At 38.8% G+C, this 18,566-nt stretch carries 17 protein-coding genes and 1 tRNA gene; 15 read left to right on the top strand and 3 right to left on the bottom strand.

Translation table 11 applies throughout. The annotated features are described in order from the left end of the window. Window positions 1-22: 22 nt before the first annotated feature. The 9 genes from HMPREF3116_RS05460 (at window position 23) to HMPREF3116_RS05425 (ending at window position 7,688) form a co-directional block, all read left to right on the top strand. Window positions 23-871: a DUF1189 family protein gene (locus HMPREF3116_RS05460; RefSeq protein WP_070468180.1), complete on the top strand. Its 849-nt coding sequence runs from the start codon at window positions 23-25 to the stop codon at window positions 869-871. 98 nt (window positions 872-969) lie between these two features. Continuing rightward, window positions 970-2,073 carry an ABC transporter ATP-binding protein gene (locus tag HMPREF3116_RS05455; RefSeq protein WP_070468179.1) on the top strand — a complete coding sequence of 368 codons (1,104 nt, stop codon included), beginning with the start codon at window positions 970-972 and terminating at the stop codon, window positions 2,071-2,073. A gap of 111 nt (window positions 2,074-2,184) precedes the next feature. Then, window positions 2,185-3,279 (top strand): Gfo/Idh/MocA family protein, encoded by a 1,095-nt coding sequence (locus HMPREF3116_RS05450; RefSeq protein ID WP_070468178.1) that lies wholly within the window; start codon window positions 2,185-2,187, stop codon window positions 3,277-3,279. A gap of 10 nt (window positions 3,280-3,289) precedes the next feature. Then, window positions 3,290-4,003 carry a ThuA domain-containing protein gene (locus HMPREF3116_RS05445; protein WP_070468177.1) on the top strand — a complete coding sequence of 238 codons (714 nt, stop codon included), beginning with the start codon at window positions 3,290-3,292 and terminating at the stop codon, window positions 4,001-4,003. 38 nt (window positions 4,004-4,041) lie between these two features. Continuing rightward, the gene (locus tag HMPREF3116_RS05440; protein ID WP_070468176.1) at window positions 4,042-5,010 is read left to right on the top strand and encodes a sugar phosphate isomerase/epimerase family protein; all 969 of its coding nucleotides are present in this window, start codon (window positions 4,042-4,044) and stop codon (window positions 5,008-5,010) included. Beyond that, the gene (locus tag HMPREF3116_RS05435; RefSeq protein ID WP_070468175.1) at window positions 5,010-6,053 is read left to right on the top strand and encodes a Gfo/Idh/MocA family protein; all 1,044 of its coding nucleotides are present in this window, start codon (window positions 5,010-5,012) and stop codon (window positions 6,051-6,053) included. Before HMPREF3116_RS05440 ends, HMPREF3116_RS05435 begins: the two co-directional genes overlap by 1 nt. 249 nt (window positions 6,054-6,302) lie before the next feature. Beyond that, window positions 6,303-7,001, top strand: a complete 699-nt coding sequence (locus HMPREF3116_RS05430; protein WP_070468174.1) for a hypothetical protein — start codon at window positions 6,303-6,305, stop codon at window positions 6,999-7,001. Between the two features lie 21 nt (window positions 7,002-7,022). Then, window positions 7,023-7,154: a hypothetical protein gene (locus tag HMPREF3116_RS09290; RefSeq protein WP_256365717.1), complete on the top strand. Its 132-nt coding sequence runs from the start codon at window positions 7,023-7,025 to the stop codon at window positions 7,152-7,154. Window positions 7,155-7,163: 9 nt separating this feature from the next. Beyond that, the gene (locus HMPREF3116_RS05425) at window positions 7,164-7,688 is read left to right on the top strand and encodes a hypothetical protein (RefSeq protein ID WP_070468173.1); all 525 of its coding nucleotides are present in this window, start codon (window positions 7,164-7,166) and stop codon (window positions 7,686-7,688) included. A 264-nt stretch (window positions 7,689-7,952) separates the two neighbouring features. Here HMPREF3116_RS05425 and HMPREF3116_RS05420 read toward each other — a convergent pair whose 3' ends face one another. Further along, window positions 7,953-8,948, bottom strand: coding sequence for a LacI family DNA-binding transcriptional regulator (locus tag HMPREF3116_RS05420; RefSeq protein ID WP_070468172.1), 996 nt, complete (start codon window positions 8,946-8,948; stop codon window positions 7,953-7,955). Window positions 8,949-9,107: 159 nt separating this feature from the next. On the opposite strand from HMPREF3116_RS05420, the gene malQ reads away from it, so the two are divergent. From malQ to HMPREF3116_RS05400, 4 genes are all read left to right on the top strand, one after another. Next, window positions 9,108-10,682: a 4-alpha-glucanotransferase gene (gene malQ, locus HMPREF3116_RS05415; protein ID WP_070468171.1), complete on the top strand. Its 1,575-nt coding sequence runs from the start codon at window positions 9,108-9,110 to the stop codon at window positions 10,680-10,682. Window positions 10,683-10,747: 65 nt separating this feature from the next. Further along, window positions 10,748-13,015: a glycogen/starch/alpha-glucan phosphorylase gene (locus tag HMPREF3116_RS05410; RefSeq protein ID WP_070468170.1), complete on the top strand. Its 2,268-nt coding sequence runs from the start codon at window positions 10,748-10,750 to the stop codon at window positions 13,013-13,015. Window positions 13,016-13,173: 158 nt separating this feature from the next. After that, window positions 13,174-13,497 (top strand): PTS cellobiose transporter subunit IIB, encoded by a 324-nt coding sequence (locus tag HMPREF3116_RS05405; protein ID WP_083272776.1) that lies wholly within the window; start codon window positions 13,174-13,176, stop codon window positions 13,495-13,497. Window positions 13,498-13,581: 84 nt separating this feature from the next. Then, the gene (locus tag HMPREF3116_RS05400) at window positions 13,582-14,496 is read left to right on the top strand and encodes an ROK family protein (protein WP_070468169.1); all 915 of its coding nucleotides are present in this window, start codon (window positions 13,582-13,584) and stop codon (window positions 14,494-14,496) included. A gap of 181 nt (window positions 14,497-14,677) precedes the next feature. Here HMPREF3116_RS05400 and iadA read toward each other — a convergent pair whose 3' ends face one another. Continuing rightward, complete coding sequence (gene iadA, locus HMPREF3116_RS05395; RefSeq protein WP_070468168.1) at window positions 14,678-15,853, bottom strand: beta-aspartyl-peptidase; 1,176 nt, start codon at window positions 15,851-15,853, stop codon at window positions 14,678-14,680. 53 nt (window positions 15,854-15,906) lie between these two features. Continuing rightward, window positions 15,907-17,616 (bottom strand): putative basic amino acid antiporter YfcC, encoded by a 1,710-nt coding sequence (gene yfcC / locus HMPREF3116_RS05390; RefSeq protein WP_070468167.1) that lies wholly within the window; start codon window positions 17,614-17,616, stop codon window positions 15,907-15,909. A gap of 319 nt (window positions 17,617-17,935) precedes the next feature. Here yfcC and HMPREF3116_RS05385 point away from each other — a divergent pair, with 319 nt between their 5' ends. Together HMPREF3116_RS05385 and HMPREF3116_RS05380 are read left to right on the top strand one after the other, a co-directional pair. Further along, entirely contained in the window at window positions 17,936-18,247 is a 312-nt protein-coding gene (locus tag HMPREF3116_RS05385) for a hypothetical protein (protein WP_148129221.1), read from the top strand. A 181-nt stretch (window positions 18,248-18,428) separates the two neighbouring features. Beyond that, a tRNA-Gly gene (locus tag HMPREF3116_RS05380) sits at window positions 18,429-18,500 on the top strand. The last annotated feature ends 66 nt before the right edge of the window (window positions 18,501-18,566 follow it).

Here is an 18,566-nt window from a genome sequence, read left to right as displayed (position 1 = left end):
TTAATCAATAGAAAGTTAGGCGATGAACGTGCTAAAAGCGATATTTCCCATCAATTATTTTAAGAGTATTTGGACACCAAACAGTATTTGGTTTAACCGCCATGACCTTAAATGGTGGCAAATGATTTTAGTCATCCTCTTTCTAAATGGTTTGATGACAATTCCAGTAACCTTAAACTATGCCAATATGACCGAATTTCCTGTAACGGATTATTATCCTAATGCCATGGCCCTTGTAGACAATCAACTAGTAGAAGATATGCAACAAGTCACCTTTTCTGAGGGTGAAATGTTGATTGATCAGCAACTAATAGCTGAAACCGCTGAAGGGACTACCGCTTTTGGATTAGCAGATGATCAAGTCAATGCATTAACTGCTAGCGGGAAAACGGCCATCATTTTCCAAGAGAATCAGTTTATCTTAATGGAAGCTGGCGCACCAACAGCGACAGTTCTTTATACAAAAGACTTTGATTTGACTGGTTTGGATAAAGATGGTATTCAAGCAAGCTTGAGTCAGCAATGGTTGGATCAAAATCGGGTCTTAGTGGTCTTGATTTTCTCGAGTGTGATTAGCCTAATTTTCTTAGCAATGAACCTTTTCTTAGTGGGCATTGCGGCCCTTATGTTCTATATGACGAAGGGGAGCCCAGTGACATCGATCGAAAGTTATAAAGAGTCTGTCAATTTGATTCTAAATGCCTTGTCATTACCAACTCTATTGGCTATGGCATATGGCTTATACAATTTTGATGTGTCTTTAATGGCCAGTCTACAAACAATTGGTTTAGTTACCATGTTGCTGTTAGTCATGTGGAAAACACGTTTCCGCGATCAAACATTAGATGAATTTAAACTGTTAGAAGCTTAGTCTAAATAGAGAAAAAATATATAACACTAGTATTGCCTTTAATGTGAAGAAGAAAATGACAATCGAAATGTGCATTTTTGAAGATAGGAGAATGCCTTGTGGCTGAAATAAAATTAAACCATATTTATAAAAAATACGATAATGCGGAGAAGTTTTCGGTAACGGACTTCAATTTAGACATTCAAGACAATGAATTTATTGTCTTTGTAGGACCGTCTGGTTGTGGAAAGTCTACAACCTTACGAATGGTCGCTGGTTTGGAAGATATTACCAAAGGAGACTTGGTGATTGACGGGCAAGTAGTGAATGATGTCGCGCCTAAAACGCGTGATATCGCTATGGTATTCCAAAACTATGCCTTATACCCGCATATGACTGTGCGTGAAAATATGGCCTTTGGTTTGAAATTACGCAAAGTAGATAAGAAGGAAATTGATACTCGTGTAGATGAAGCGGCGGAATTACTACAAATCACAGACTTGTTAGACCGTAAGCCAGCAGCTTTATCTGGTGGGCAACGTCAACGAGTGGCCCTTGGTCGTGCGGTTGTCCGTCAACCAAAAGCCTTCTTAATGGATGAACCTTTATCTAACTTGGATGCTAAGCTACGTGTCCATATGCGGTCTGAAATAGCCAAATTACATAAAAGATTAAATACAACGATTATCTATGTAACCCATGACCAAACGGAAGCGATGACTCTGGCTGACCGGATTGTCATTATGAATGCGGGTGAGATTCAGCAAGTAGGCACACCACTTGAGGTTTATAACAATCCTGAAAATGCCTTTGTTGCAGCTTTTATGGGGTCACCAGCTATGAACTTAGTGGATGTGAAGTATGAAGCTGGTCAAATCCATTTAGCGGGAGGTACGAAACTTGAAGTAACCTTACCATCTCGTCGTATATTAGATGAGAAAGGTTATGACGGTAAGACAGTGACCTTTGGTATTCGACCAGAAGATATGCAATCAGAACAATTAGCTTTAGATGCAACGCCGGAGACAGTTGTAGAACCAACGATTACGGTATCAGAATTAACCGGGGCAACATCGATCCTTTACCTAGATGTAAATGGCCAAGAATTTATCGCTGTTGTTGATGCTCGTGACTATCATGAAGTTGGTTCAACCATCAAGGTTGCCTTTAATATGAACAAAGCGCACTTTTTTGATGTTGAAACGGGCAAAGTGATTAAATAGCCCGAATAAGGTACATGCGAATCTCTCAAGAACCGTGTGTGCCTTTTTCTATAACAGTTAAAGAAAACGGTTGCATAATGCATGATATAAAATTTTATAAGGAGGTTTCTTATGACAGAAAGAGTAACAAGCTTAAAGGTAGCCATTATCGGATGCGGGGGTATTGGTATGCAAAAGCATCTACCGGCCTTGTCCCAAGTTGAAGGTGTCGAATTAGTGGCATTTTGTGACTTAATCGAAGAAAGAGCATTGGCTGGAAAGGCTAAATTTGGTAGTAATGATTCGCGTGTCTACACGGACTATCAAACCATGCTTACTGAAGAAACATTGGATGTTGTCCATGTTTGTACCCCAAATGCTAGCCATGCAGAATTATCCATTGCTGCTTTAGACGCGGGTAACCATGTGATGTGTGAAAAACCAATGGCTAAAACAGCTGAAGAAGGTCGGGCAATGATTGAAGCGGCAGAGCGCAATGGCAAAAAATTGACTATTGGATATCAAAATCGTTTTAGAAAGGACAGTCAATATCTAAAAGCTATCTGCCAAGAACGGCAATTAGGTGAAATTTACAACGCCAAAGCGCATGCCATTCGTCGCCGTGCGGTACCAACTTGGGGTGTATTCCTTGATGAAGAAGCGCAAGGCGGAGGTCCTTTAATTGATATTGGTACTCATGCACTTGATCTAACTTTATGGATGATGGACAATTATCAACCCAAATACGTAGTTGGAAATACTTATAGAAAACTAGCTGACACACAAAATGCTGCGAATGCCTTTGGTTCTTGGGATCCTAACGAGTTTTCGGTTGAAGATTCCGCTTTTGGTTATATCGTCATGGAAAATGGTGCCAGCATTTACCTAGAATCATCATGGGCCTTGAATACAGTAAACTCGGGTGAAGCTAAAACCACCTTGCATGGGACTAAGGGCGGTGCAGATATGAACAATGGATTAACAATTAATGGTGAAGATCATGGACTTCTTTTTGATAAACAAGTGATTGTAGATCCAGGTTCTGTAGACTTCTTTGAAGGGGATACTTATGACCCTGAAGTTGCGGAAGCAGAGCAATGGATTCAAGCCATTATTCACGATACAGAACCAGTTGTAAAACCGCAAGAAGCTCTGATAGTGACTGAAATTCTAGAAGCAATTTATCAATCTGCAAAAACTGGACAACCCGTTTTTCTAAATCAATAGGAGGTTTCTGATGGTTCGAGTGACAGTATGGAATGAGTTTCGTCATGAATTGACGGATGAGGATGTTAAAGATGTTTATCCAAAGGGAATTCATGAGGCATTAGCTAGTTTCTTAAGAACAGATTTTAAAGTGAATACGGCAACCCTGGACCAACCAGAACATGGACTGACAGAGAAGATTTTAGACCAAACAGATGTCTTACTTTGGTGGGGACATATGGCACATGATGAGGTAGCCAATGCTATTGTAGACCGGGTTCACCAACGTGTTTTGGACGGAATGGGGCTAATTGTGCTTCATTCAGGCCATTTTTCTAAAATATTCCAGAAATTAATGGGCACGACTTGTAACTTGAAATGGCGCGAGGACGGCCTTTCTGCTAGAGTGTGGAATGTCAATCCTTCTCATCCAATTACTCAAGGTGTAGGTGAATGGATTGATTTAGATCAAGAAGAAATGTATGGAGAACATTTTGATGTACCAGCGCCAGATGAACTGATCTTTATTACTGGTTATCCAAATGGAGAAGTTTTCCGTGGCGGTATGACTTATCGCCGTGGGAATGGGAAGATTTTCTATTTCCATCCAGGGCATGAAACTTTTCCGACTTATTACCATCCAACCATTCAACAAGTGATTAAGAATGCTGTGCATTGGGCAGCACCTTTAACAGAGCGACCAACATATGGGCATTTTCCCATTACAATAAATAATAAAAATTAAAAATTGAAATGAAAACTAGATGAATATAGGAGGATTTTATGAAATTAGGTGTATTTACCCCGTTATTTAATGACTTATCCTTTGAAGAGATGTTAGATCAAGTAGCAGAAAAAGGATTAGAAACTGTGGAAATTGGGACGGGTGCTAATCCAGGGGATGCTCATTTGAAGATTGATACCCTTTTAGCATCTAGTGACGCTAGAAAGGAATATCTACAAAAAGTAGCAGACCGTGGCTTATCTATTTCGGCTTTGTCAGCACACGGTAACCCTATTTCACCGGACAAAGGCCAAGCGAAAGCCCATGATGAATTATTGAGAAAGACGATAAGATTAGCTTCTCTAATGAATATACCTGTGGTAAATGGTTTCTCTGGTGTTGCTGGGGGAAATGCAACGGATACGCACGTGAACTGGCCAGTCATTCCTTGGCCAACCGAATATGCGGATGCCTACAACTATCAATGGGACAAGGTTCTCATTCCTTATTGGCAGGATATTAACCAAGAAGCAGGCGCTGCTGGCGTGAAAATTGGGATTGAAATGCACGGTGGTTTTTTAGCTCATACGCCAGCGACTATGCTACGTTTACGATCTGAAGCTGGAAATAATATCGGTTGCAATTTCGACCCTTCACACATGTGGTGGCAAGGGATTGATCCAGTTGCAGCCATTAAAATTCTAGGTAAAGCAGGGGCTATTAACCATTTCCACGCTAAAGACACTTACTTAGACCAAGATAATATCAATATGTATGGCTTAACAGATATGCAACCCTATCAAGATGTCGCTACACGTGCTTGGACCTTCCGTAGTGTAGGAGAAGGTCATCCAATGTCAGAATGGTCACAAATGTTGGCACAATTGCGTATTTATGGTTACGATTATGTCTTATCCATTGAACATGAAGACCCTATTATGTCAGTAGATGAAGGTTTAGACCGTGCCATCACTAATTTAAAATCTGTAATGATGCGTGACCAACCTCAAGAAATGTGGTGGGCATAATGACAATGGATAAAAACCAAGCTAAATTAAATATTGCCACAGTAGGTTACGGAGGTATGGGGACTTATCATGTTCATGGTCTGATTCCAGCTGAAAGTGATTACCTACAAGTTGTGGGGACTTATGATATTGATATGGATCGTAAAGAGGTTGCTAAAGAAACGGGCACCTATGTTTATCCATCCTTTGAAGCTATTTTAGATGACCAGGAGGTAGATGCTGTTCTTATTGCTACACCTAATGATAGTCATAAGGATTTGGCTATTCGTTCAATGCGGGCAGGGAAACATGTCATTTGTGAAAAACCAGTGGCCATGAATACACAAGAATTCGATGAAATGTTGGCAGTTGCCAAAGAAACTGGGCAGGTCTTGATGGTTCACCAAAACCGGCGCTGGGATCCAGATTTCTTACAAGTAAAAGAAATCTTTTCTAAACGTCAAGCCATAGGGGATGTTTTTCAAATTGAATCACGCGTTCATGGTGCTAACGGTATTCCCGGAGACTGGCGCCATCTTAAAGCCCATGGTGGAGGGATGGTCTTAGACTGGGGTATTCACCTATTTGATCAACTATTATGGTTAGTTGACTCGCCTATTAAGTCGGTGAATGCAGATTTATCTTATATTCTTGGTGATGAAGTAGATGATGGTTTTATGGCCTATATAACCTTTGAAAATGGGATTCGCGCTCTTGTAGAGGTAGGGACTTCTAACTTTGTCAGCTTACCACGTTGGTATATTAAAGGAAACCAAGGAACCGCAATTATTGAGGATTGGGAAATGAATGGTCGTATTGTGAAAGCAACAGGCAATGCAGTGGAAAATAAACCATCACCAATTAGAGCAGGCGTTGGCTTAACGAAAACGATGGCACCACCAGTTGATGGGGTAACTGAGACCATACCATTACCGGAAATTCAATCAGTAGGTACATCATTTTATAAGAATTTTTATGATGTGGTCGTTCATGGCGCAGAACCAATCGTGAAGAATGAGCAAGTTCGTCAAGTAATGCAATTAATTGATCACATTTTAGTTTAGTTTTAATTGTTATAAAATATTCAGTAGTTAGAGAGAAGTCGTGATCCCTATATCTTGATCACGGCTTTTTATTAAGCAAAAAGCATATTTAGGATAATAATGCCTGGATTTAACGATAGTTTTTCTCAATACAAAGCCATCAATTATTTGAGATATAGATAAGACTGTAAATACAGTACCCAAATAACAAGCTTTATAGTATATTTATGATATAAACATACAAAAATCGTTTTGGGAGGATTGGGTATCGTGAAGAAAGGGATTATATTGGGCATTTCAATGCTACTTTTAGTAGCTTGTAGCAATGGTCAAGGGAATGAGGCTGCAGCAAGTGGGGTAGAAAGTATAGAAACTGCAGCATCTATAGAAACAGCTTCAAATGATGAATCGACAGTTTCTGAGTCAAGTGAAGCAGCAGAAATGAGTGCACAAATTGCAGAAGTGTCAGTACAAATTGAGTCAATCACTGAAGAGAATACACAATTACAAGCAGAAATTGATAGTAGTGAGCAATCAACTATTGAAGGTTCCATTGATGCCACAGCAAAACATATCAGGGATCAAGCAGCTGCTTTTATTGAACTGACTGTGCCAAAAGATACAGAATTATATGGCGAAGATATTCCGAAATTACGTATTGACCTTGAACCCTATGTTTCAAACAAATTATTGGATTTACTGGCTCCCGCTGAAGCTGGTGTTCTTCCACCAGAAAGTGAAAATTGGGTAAAAGTAGAACTTTTAGAGTATCAAGTTTTGGTAGACCCACAGGATATGGCCGGGGAATCAATATCTGTTGTAGTCAATGCAGTTACACATAAAAATGATTATGGGAATGAGTTTACAATCCAAGGTAATTATGGTTTAGAAATGGTTCAAGAAAACGATACATGGGTAGTAGACAGATATACTTATTCAGCTGATGAATATTTTGGCACCTATGAATAGAGTGGATGGGAGGCAACTTAATTGAAAAAAAGAATGGTATTGGTAGCTGGACTTATGGCCTTGTTTAACGGTTTTACGGTGCACGCACAGGAAAACACCTCATCCTTTAATAGAAACCAAGCTGAACAAGAGTTGAGTGATTTAAATATGTAATTAAAAGAATTGCAATCGGAAAACGAAGCATTACAAAACCAATTATCAGAAATTGAAGAAACAAAGGCGAGCGTCACAGTAAAGGATGATTTATACCAAATCCTGACAGATAAGGCTGTTCAATTCATTGAAGTGTACGTCCCTGAGGATACTTCAGTTGAAATTGAAAATAAACACGATGCATATAGAGCATCTCTAGAACCATTTGTAACGACTGAGCTATTAAATGAGAACGCGCCGACAGATGCTGAAGTGGCAGCTGAATTAAGCCAAGCGCCTGAGGGTATTCGTCAACAATACGAGATGTATTATGCAAAAGTGACGATAGAAGACTATTCAGTTTGGGTGGACCCTGCCACGGTTGGTACAGATGAAGTGCTTGTAGCGGTTGAGGTCGTTAAGAACGTCACCAAGAAGCACTTTTTGGACGATACACTCATTACCAGATTAATGTTAACAATGGTTGAAGTTGATGGTGAATGGTTGATTAGCGATATCAATCAAATTAATTTAACCAATATGACGATAGAGTAAGATATTATTAGACTTGTCATTTGGAAGAAAGACGCAATGATAAAGGTCTTAAATAAGGTTAATTCGAAAGAAGTCATGATTCATTTTCATGGCTTTTTTTGCAGTACAGATTCATTAAAAACATCCATAACTAGCTTATTATCTCAAATAGCCTAGCATGTATCGTCAAATTCCGTATTTTAGCGAGTATTTACGGCAAATAATAAACACTCAAAATCAAAAAACTACCTAGTGAAAGTTTTTTCTAAAATTATAATACCTGAATTAAGTCGCCTGCAAGTCAGCATCGACATATTCATGAATGAATCGTGTGCTAGCTTGGTCAGGATCTAAGGCTTCAAACAATATATCCACGGCCCTTGAGCCGATAATATGGGAATTTAGGTTGACATAAGAATTCTTATTCATCCACTGGGTATTTCCTTGTTGGTAGGCTGAAAAAGTAATCGTGTGGATATCTTGAATATCCTGTGTATCTAGATAAGCCCGAATACCTTCTGAAACCAATTCATCAGAAATGACCATACCGTCAATATTTTCAAGGTCTAGTGTATCTTTAGCTAAGTTGTAACCATCGTTTGGTAAGAAGGCAAAGTCATTATAAATATGTTTTGGATCATAAGTTAAAGAATGATCTTTTAAGGCACGTTCATAACCTTTGTGTCTGTCGGCGATAAAGAATTGATCCATATCTCCACCGATATAAGCAATTCGTTGACATCCTTGTTGAATCAAGGCTGTTGTTGCTTGGTAACCGATTAAATCGTTGTCGTTATCAACATAGTGGACTTTTGTATTATCAGGTGAACCGATCACGACTGCTGGACAGTTGACCTCTTGGGCAAACCGCAATAGAGGGTCATTTTTTGAAGCGTATAGAAAGATCAGTCCTTCAACTTGTTTACCATTAACGATTTTTTCTATATGCTTCCTGCGCTGATTATCATCTAGACCAACTGAAAGCAGGATAGAATAATCATGTTTAGCCATCTCAAAATTAATGCCACGTAAGACGGTAGGGAAGAAGGGGTTTTGATAAAAGGCATCAGTTGCTAGGGGTAGAACAAGACCAAATGTTTTTGAATGTGCACTTGCAAGCCCTTGCGCATAAATATTTGGAAAATAATTCATTTCCTTCATCACAGTACGAACTTTATTTTTGGTTTTTTCGCTTATTGAAGGGTTATCAGCGATTACCCGTGAAACGGTAGAGGGTGCTACACCCGCCCTTTTAGCGACATCTCGAATTGTAATTGCCATAAGTGTTATCCTCTCTGCTTATTACGATTATTATATCGAATATTGACAACGTTTTCAAATTATCGAAAAAAAGTTTACGAAACCGGTTGCATTACGCAAGCGCTTTATGTAAAATGTAAGTGAATTAACAAAGAAACAGTGAAAATAGGAGGTTTCATCATGGAGAGAGCAAGCGGTGTCGTTTTACATATATCTTCCCTACCAAATCAATTTGGTATCGGCTCATTTGGTGCATCTGCTTATGAATTTGTTGACTTTCTAGTCGCAACTAAGCAACAATATTGGCAAATCCTCCCTTTGACTACAACATCATTTGGGGACTCGCCTTACCAATCATTCTCAGCCTTTGCTGGTAATACCCATTTTATAGACTTTGATCTATTAACGAAACAGGGTTATCTAAATAAAACAGATTATCAAGGAGTTGATTTTGGTAATAATCCAAAGAAAGTAGCTTACAATACAATTTTCCAAAAAAGGAGACCGATTCTTGAAAAAGCTGTAGCGAACTTTATGACAGCTAAATCTAACAATCGACCAGAATTCTTACAATTTTATGAAGAAAACAGTTTTTGGTTGGTCCCTTTTGCCCAGTATATGACTGTTAAAGAAGAACAGGGACAAAAGCCTTGGTATGAATGGCCAGAAAACTTGCGTAACTACGATGAAACGGTTATTAAGCAATTCTGTGAAGCGCATGTTGACCGGTATGATTACCACTTAGTCACCCAATTTTGGTTTAACCAACAATATAAAGACCTAAAAACTTATGCGAATGAACACCATATCGAAATCATCGGTGATATTCCTATTTATGTGGCCCGCGATTCAGTTGAAATGTGGACTCAACCGGAATTATTCCTAACTGATGAGAAGAAAAATCCATCCTTGGTTGCCGGTGTACCACCTGATTTCTATTCGGCTGACGGTCAATATTGGGGTAATCCAATTTATGACTGGGACTACATGGCAGAAACCGATTATGCTTGGTGGATTTTACGGATGAAGGAGAGCTTCAAGTTGTACGATGTCGTACGTATTGACCATTTCCGTGGATTTGAAAGCTATTGGGCTGTCCCATTTGGGTCACCAACCGCCGCTTCAGGCTCTTGGAAGAAAGGTCCAGGTATTAAAATTTTTGACCAGTTTAAACAGGCATTAGGCGACATCAAGGTGATTGCAGAAGATTTAGGTTTTATGACGCAAGCCGTTCATGATTTGCGGGATAACACAGGTTACCCAGGAATGAAAGTCCTCCAAAATGGTTTCTATGGTCAAGATTCAGAGGACCTACCACATCATTATCCTGTCAATTCAGTAGCCTATGCGTCAACACACGATTCGATGCAAGCTTATGACTGGTATATGAACCAAGCCACTCAAGCTGAACGAGATCAAGCTGACCAATACCTTAACCGACGTGTAGGTGAACACCCTTCTGATGCTTTTGTAAGAGGGATTGCTGCATCACCTTCAAGACTAGCCATCTATATGATGAATGACCTATTACGTTTAGGACCAGAAGGACGCATCAATATTCCATCTACCATTGGTGATAACTGGGACTGGCGTATGAGTGAGGATGACTTTACAGTTGATCTTGAAGAACGCCTACTTACAGTTACTGAAACATACTTTAGAGTAAATAAAGCTTTCATTAGTCAAGATGATACAAATAATGGTATAAATAGTGCAACAGCAGAGGCTGCCTTTTTACCTAAAGATAATGATTAGCTAAAGTAACCCTTGAATAAACTATTTAAATTGACGAATACACATTTATAGATAAGGAGACAATCATGTTAAATTTAAACGAACGTGCGCAAGCACAATTTAATCAACCGCTAAGTGAATTATCGCATGCAGAAATCTACAAAGTCTTATTAGACCTTGTCCAAGAAAAAACAGCAGCAATGCCTAAAAATGAAGGTAAACGTAAACTATACTACATTTCTGCCGAATTTTTAATTGGTAAATTACTATCAAATAATCTACTAAACTTAGGCTTATATGATGAAGTTGCTAAAGAACTTGCAGAAAATGGGACATCACTAGCGGAGGTTGAAGAAGCAGAGGCTGAACCTTCACTTGGAAATGGTGGTTTAGGTCGATTAGCAGCCTGCTTTTTAGACTCTATTGCAACGCTAGGTTTGAATGGCGATGGTGTTGGACTAAATTACCATTTTGGTTTATTCCGCCAATATTTTGAAAATAATAAACAATCTTATGAACCAGATGAATGGTTAGATCATCCAACTTGGTTGACGAAGTCTGATATTTCATACAAAGTACCATACGGTAAATTTACTTTACAATCTACTTTATATGAAATTGATGTACCTGGTTATAACCAACCAAACGTGAATAAATTACGCTTATTTGACTTAGATACAGTAAATCCTGAAATTATCGAAGAAGGTTCTATTAATTTTGACAAGACGCAAATTGAAGAAAACCTGACCTTATTCTTGTATCCGGATGATTCCGACCGTAACGGGAACTTATTACGTATCTATCAACAATATTTTATGGTATCTAATGGGGCGCAATTAGCTATTCAAGAAGCAATTGAACGTGGATCTAACATCCATGACTTAGCAGAATATGTTGTTGTACAAATTAACGATACCCATCCGACATTTATCATTCCAGAATTCGTTCGTTTACTGACAACAGAACATGGCATTGATTTTGAAGAAGCGGTGGAAATCACACGCAACGTGGTCGCTTTCACTAACCATACGATTCTTTCAGAAGCCCTAGAAAAATGGCCATTATCTGATATTCAAGAAGTTGTACCAGAGATTGCTGAAATCATTATAAAGCTAGACGAAATCATTAAAGCGCAATTCCCGGATAAACCAGCGGTGCACATTATTGATCAAAATGGTACAGTTCATATGGCATCGATTGCGATTCACTTTGGATTCTCAATTAATGGGGTTGCCGCTTTGCATACAGAAATATTGAAAAATAATGAGTTAAACCATTTTTACGATATTTATCCTGAAAAATTCTCAAATAAAACAAACGGTATTACCTTCCGTCGTTGGTTAATGGCCTCTAACCCAAGATTGGCGACCTTTATGGATAAACATATTGGCACAAAATGGCATGAAGATGCTGATTTAACAGGCTTATTGGCGTTTGAAAATGATGAAGCGGTTCTAGATGAGCTACGTCGCATTAAAAAAGAAAATAAAAATGCCTTAGCAGACCACTTAAAACGTACACGTGGTATCAATATTGACCGCAATTCAATTGTAGATGTCCAAATCAAACGTATTCATGAATACAAGCGTCAACAAATGCTCGCTTTATATATCATTTATAAATACCATGAAATTAAAGCGGGGAACATTCCTGGGACACCAATCACGATTATTTTCGGTGGTAAGGCAGCACCAGCCTACACAATTGCCAAAGACATTATCCATTTAATCTTGTCACTATCAGAGTTAATCGAAAATGACTCAGATGTTGCACCACACTTGAAAGTGGTATTCGTAGATAACTACAACGTGTCTGAAGCGGAATACTTAATTCCAGCAGCTAATATCTCTGAACAAATCTCGTTAGCTTCTAAAGAGGCGTCTGGTACTGGTAACATGAAATTTATGTTGAACGGTGCTTTGACAATCATGACTTGGGATGGTGCTAACGTTGAAATCGCTGAACAAGTAGGCGAAGAAAATGTTTATCCGTTTGGTAAGTCAAGTGAGGAAATCGTCAATCTATATGCAACAGATGGTTATGACCCACAATACTACTATAAACAAGCGCGCATTAAACCAATCGTAGACTTCATTATCTCTGATGAGTTAATGGCTTATGGTATTCCAGAACGCTTACAACGTCTATATAATGACATGACCAATAAAGACTACTTCATGGCTTTAATTGACCTAGAAGAATTTATTGACGTAAAAGAAAAAGTTTACTATGAATACGAAGACCGTCATGAGTGGACGCGTCGTTCTTTAATCAATATTGCTAATGCAGGTTACTTCTCAGCTGACCGTACGATTGAAGAATACAATCATGATATTTGGCATTTAGACCAATAATCATTGACTAAAATAAGTGCATAATCAAAAGAAGCCGAGCAAATAAATATGAATTTGCTCGGTTTTTCTTGTATCTTGCTATGTGAAAGTAGATAAAGATGTAAAGGTTTTCAAAATGAGAAAACAAGTAAATTCACGTGCAAAAGGAGGAGAAGTTATTGAAAAAGGTATTAATTGTTTGTGCGGGTGGGATGTCATCCTCATTGGTTGCTAAGAAGGTAACGGCCTTGTTTCAAACAGCAGGAAAAGCTATCGAAGTAAACGCCACATCAGTATATTCAGGTCAAAAGGCCATTGAAGATGATCAATTTGATCTGTATCTAGTGAGTCCACAAACGAGCATGTTTTTTGATCAATTAGCTAAATTCGCTAACCGGATGCATAAACCGATTGCCAAGATTCCACCACAAGCCTATGTACCCTTACCACAGCAAACGCAAATGTTGGCAGATTTAATTGAAGGGCACCTTGAAAACAGATGAAGAGTTGAAAGCGTAAAAAAGGCATAGATTCATGCTAAAATCATTGAAAGCATTTTATAAGTAGGACATTTTGGAGGTAGGTTAATGACAGCGCAATCATTATATTTAGGTATAGATATTGGTGGTACAAATATCAAGATAGGACTAGTTGATGAGACGGGACAAGTTACCAATCAGCACAAACGGAAGACACCCCAAAATTTATCTGATTTAAAATTAGCAATCATAGATATCGTCGACCGGGCGAAAGCGCAAGTAGGTGACCAATTGAAAGGTGTAGCATTTTCTGCACCTGGGCGAGTTGTTTCAGAAACAGGTGTTGTCCATGTCGGTGGTGCAATCCCTTTTATCGATGGATTAAATTTTAAAACCTTTATCCAAGAAAACTTTGGCTTGCCAGCAGCAGCAATTAATGATGGGAAGGCAGCGGCTCAAGCTGAATTATGGCAAGGTCATTTAACAGACGTCGATAATGGATTGGTTTTACTTTTAGGAACTGGTGTAGGTGGTGGTATTGTTTTAAATGGACAACTCCATCAAGGTAGCCACTTCCAAGCGGGTGAATTGTCCTATATGTATGCGTCTTCTAGCGATATGACTACAGAGAACGCAATGGGTAGACGCGGATCTGCAGTTGTTTTTGTGAATAAATCAAGAGAACTTTTAGGGTTAGCGCCAGGAGATGGGGAAGAGGTATTCCAAGCTTTAGACGAAGGGACTAGTCCTGAAGTTACAGCTTTATTTGATCAGTATTGCCAAGATATTGTTTATATCATTCATACCCTACAAATTTCTTTAGACCTTGACCGTGTTATTTTTGGTGGTGGTATCTCAGCTCAACCATTATTATTAGAAGGAATCCAAAACAAATATAATGAAATAAGAGATCAGGTAGAATGGTTTAAAAATTCATTTGAACCGATTGACATCGGCTTATGTAAATATGGTAGTGAAGCCAATTTGATCGGTGCTGTTTACCAATTATTGATAGAAATGTAATAAAAAGAAAGTGAGACAAAAGTCGTTTAGAATTGACGTACTGGACCAAAATGCACCAATAACGAAATGTTATTGGTGCATTTTGGGCAGTATCGGACAATGCTGATTTTTGGCATCCAATGATAAACGTTCTTATATAGCAAAGAGAGGCTGAGATATTTTTGTCCCAGCCTCTTTTATTTTATTCAAATGTACCGAAACGAACGGCTTGTCCATTGTCGACCATGACTTCACCTTTGGCAATCACTGTATCGATAGCAAGGGTTTCTTTGTCTAACAATAGAATATCGGCATCTTTATTTACGGCAAGTTGTCCTTTGTGGTCAAGTTTTAACATTCTAGCAGGATTAGATGTAACGGCCTGTAGCGCGATTTCTAGTGGAATCTTCTCCCTTTGAACGGCTTCCTGAATACCAATGAGCAAGGCTCTTGCGCTCGCTACCCCAATGCGTAGGAAGTTACCATTTTCATCAAATCTTGGTAAACTACCTTGTCCGTCAGAAGTGAGTGTAATGCATTCAGGAGATAATCCTTCATCCAATACTTGACGTAGAATGCGTCTAAATGGCACTTCGCCGTCTAGTTCCTCCGTTTGGTCAGGGTTTTCACTGGCAGTCACATCAAATGTACCACCTAATTTAGCGAAAGCAATTGCCTCATCTACTAGCTCTTGGCTACGACCAATATGGGTTGGATAGAAGATCGTTGCTGGAATATCTGTTTCTTTTAAAGCTTGGAAAATGAATTTTAATCTGTCTTTCCCAGGTCCAACATGGATGTTTACAACCCCAGCTTTACCAGCAAGTAGACCTCCAACACGAGCATCGGCACAAGCATGGGCAAATTGTTCAAATGTAGGTGCACCGTTACGGTGGTCTGAAATGGCCACTTCACCGATACCGATAGCCTTATCAATCACCATAATATCTTTAATAATAGAGTCGGTTACTGTTTCAATTGGTAGACGGTAGTTTCCAATATATACATAAGTAGAAATACCTTCGATTTCTAATGCGTGTGCTTTGGATAGTAGGGCGACATCATTACGACCTACACCGTCGGTACCAAGTAGACCGGCAACAGTTGTAACACCTGCAGTTGTTAGGTCTGTAAGTTTCACTTCAGGTGTACGGTTTTGGAAACCATTTTCACCACCACCGCCAAGTAAATGGAAGTGAGCGTCAATAAAGCCGGGGCTGGCTATTTTCCCAGTACCATCAATTTCTTCGATGGTTACACCAGTGATATTGGCCTCAATATGGTCTTCAATAGCGATGATGCGGTGACCTTCTATTAAGATATCCTTTTGACCAATATGCTCAGGTGCATAGATATCAACGTGACGAATAATTTTCATTGAAATACTTCCTTTCTAAATTCTTAACCAATGGATTGGATTTATACAGATAATTATTGATAGCCAATAGCAATCGCTAGGAAGATAAAGGCTGTACCTAGTGCGAATAAGAATACTTGCATTTTAATTTGGAATTTAGCCCAGTCACTCCAGTCAATTCTAGCTGCAGCTAAACAACCAACCAAACTAGCGGATACAGGTGTAAAGGCATCTACGAATCCTGAACCTAGTTGAAAGGCTAGGACAGCAACCTGACGAGACACCCCAATAATATCAGCTAATGGCGCCATAATCGGCATTGTAAGGGCAGCTTGACCTGAATTTGATGTTACAACTAAGTTGAATAAGCTTTGGAAAATATACATGAACCACGCACCGAAGATAGCAGGCACATGAGATAGGATATTTCCTACACTATATAGGATGGTATTTAAGGCAGAGAAAGTTCCAGCATCTGAACCACCTAAAACGAGTAAAATGCCTTTTGCCATCCCAACAACTACAGCGGTGGGTGCTAAATCAGATACACCTTCAGTAAAAGCATAGGCGATATCGTTAATGGTTAGATTATCTAGCTTAAAGATAAGGGCAGTAATCCCTGACAGTAAGCCCATAATAAAGAATTGTGAAGCTAATTCAGGGATAGAGAAGCCAAGCGACATTACACCATAGACAATCCAAACCAAACCAAATAACATCTCAAGTAAAATGATTTTGTGACCTAGTAAGAATGGCTTTTGACCTTGTTCATTTTGAGCTTGATCACTTCTAAAGAATGCATCAGAGTGGAATGAAGGCGAAGCTTCAGGATTGGCTTTAATTTTTCGAGCATAGAATAATAGAAAGCCGCATGCTAAGCTTGTAATCACGAACCACATAAAAATACGGAAACCAGCACCTGATAAGGCAGGTAAACCGGCGATACCTTGGGCAATAGCGATTGAAAATGGACTCATCCATGAGGTCGCATTTCCGATTTGTGAAGCTACAAAGGTAATGGTTACAGCGGTAATTGAATCATAACCTAATGCCACACAGAATGGCGCGATAATCATTACGAATGGGATAACCTGTTCAGAAGCCCCAAAAGTCGCACCGGAAAAAGAGAAAATAAAGAATATTAAGGGTAAGGCAAGATGTTCAAAACCTTTGGCATTATTTACAAAAGCGTAAATACCTGCATCAATAGCACCAGTTTTCATGATGATACCGAAAGAACCCCCAACTACTAGAAGTAGGGCCACGATACCAATTGCTGAGCCATAACGGTCCCCGGTCACTAAACCTTCAAAAATATAATTCAAGAAACCAAAGCCATAGTGGTCATCGGTACCCCAAATACCAGCAGTTTTATTTAATTTGATAGAGGTATCGTAAATACTGTCGCCGTACAATTCATATAACTCTGATTCCTCTAATCCAATTTCAGATAGGGTGTCTAATGAAAGATTGCTTTTATTTTCAAGCAATTTATTTAAATCTTCGCTATCTACGTCTAAATTGGCTAGCGTTTCTGGTTGATCTGCTAAACTATCTAAGTTATTGATTAATACATCCTCTTTTAAGGGGTGCATATACCTAAATGAACCTTGTTGTAAGACTACACGAGAAGCAGTTTCACCATTTCCAACCTCATATTGAATTTCCTCAGTCGTATACTTTCCGGCTGGAACAATAAATGTGAGTAACCAGGCACATATGACGATGCCTAGTATAATAACGTATGTATGAGGTGTTTGAAACCTCGGTTTATTTGATGTCATAAGTCTCTCCTTTAAATATTAAATTTCTATTAAATTGTATACTTTTATGAGAGAAATAACAACGACCTTAAATGAAATAAGCAATCATTAAGTGTATATGACATGTGAGATCATAAGGGGGAAAGCAAGCTACGCTGAGTATGTTGTTCATATACAAAAAAGCCACCTACCGTTGGGAGTCGGTAGGTGGCTATGATTGAATCTTTCGTTTGGGAGGAGAAAGATTTATGAAGAAAAGTTTTTATATTGGGTATGCTTATATAATAGCGCGATTTTTTGAATTTCTCGTGAAGATTTGAGATAAAATATTGAAGAAAATGTGAAGACTATATTTTCTAGATATTTGCTATCATTCATTTATGTGAATGATGCGACTTCGCTGCAAGATTTACAAGTTGAACGTATCTTTTATCTATATGAGGATATGTTAGCTTATATGGAAGAAACTGAATTTGAGCGAGAAGAAGATGTCCCGGTGAACATTTCTTTGCTTTTAGATGTGATCTATTTGGAAGAGAATTTGGCATCTGATGAGCCAGCTCGATTATTAGGACGAGTGATTGGGGTTAGAGATGATCTTACTTTTTCGGTAAATTTAGATGACCGTCAGTATGAGATGACAGTGGATTAAGAAGGTCATACAAATCTAGGTCGCAAAAAGGTGTATCTTGATCATTTGATGCATCTTTTTATATTTTTTAACTGAAAAGTTATTTGTGCAATTTTTTTGAACTTTTTTAAGGAATCTTATTGACAACTTTGCTATCAGATGATATTCTTATTAAGTCGTCAGTTGATGACACAAAAAACACGCGGAAATAGCTCAGTGGTAGAGCACCACCTTGCCAAGGTGGGGGTCGCGGGTTCGAACCCCGTTTTCCGCTTTGTCCATAAGGCAAACTTTTGAATACTTTGATAAATATGCCGGGGTGGCGGAATAGGCAGACGCA

Source organism: Aerococcus sp. HMSC10H05, from assembly GCF_001806975.1.
Lineage (GTDB): Bacteria > Bacillota > Bacilli > Lactobacillales > Aerococcaceae > Aerococcus > Aerococcus viridans_B.
Note: the sequence above shows the minus strand (reverse complement) of the source record. Positions and strands in the feature narration are given on the sequence as shown.

Bases quoted from the DNA above. Each gene is read 5' to 3' on its own strand.
- HMPREF3116_RS05460 (WP_070468180.1), top strand. From the start codon at position 23: ATGAACGTGCTAAAAGCGATATTTCCCATCAATTATTTTAAGAGTATT.
- HMPREF3116_RS05450 (WP_070468178.1), top strand. From the start codon at position 2,185: ATGACAGAAAGAGTAACAAGCTTAAAGGTAGCCATTATCGGATGCGGG.
- HMPREF3116_RS05445 (WP_070468177.1), top strand. From the start codon at position 3,290: ATGGTTCGAGTGACAGTATGGAATGAGTTTCGTCATGAATTGACGGAT.
- HMPREF3116_RS05440 (WP_070468176.1), top strand. From the start codon at position 4,042: ATGAAATTAGGTGTATTTACCCCGTTATTTAATGACTTATCCTTTGAA.
- HMPREF3116_RS05435 (WP_070468175.1), top strand. From the start codon at position 5,010: ATGACAATGGATAAAAACCAAGCTAAATTAAATATTGCCACAGTAGGT.
- HMPREF3116_RS05420 (WP_070468172.1), bottom strand. From the start codon at position 8,948: ATGGCAATTACAATTCGAGATGTCGCTAAAAGGGCGGGTGTAGCACCC.
- malQ (WP_070468171.1), top strand. From the start codon at position 9,108: ATGGAGAGAGCAAGCGGTGTCGTTTTACATATATCTTCCCTACCAAAT.
- HMPREF3116_RS05410 (WP_070468170.1), top strand. From the start codon at position 10,748: ATGTTAAATTTAAACGAACGTGCGCAAGCACAATTTAATCAACCGCTA.
- HMPREF3116_RS05400 (WP_070468169.1), top strand. From the start codon at position 13,582: ATGACAGCGCAATCATTATATTTAGGTATAGATATTGGTGGTACAAAT.
- iadA (WP_070468168.1), bottom strand. From the start codon at position 15,853: ATGAAAATTATTCGTCACGTTGATATCTATGCACCTGAGCATATTGGT.
- yfcC (WP_070468167.1), bottom strand. From the start codon at position 17,616: ATGACATCAAATAAACCGAGGTTTCAAACACCTCATACATACGTTATT.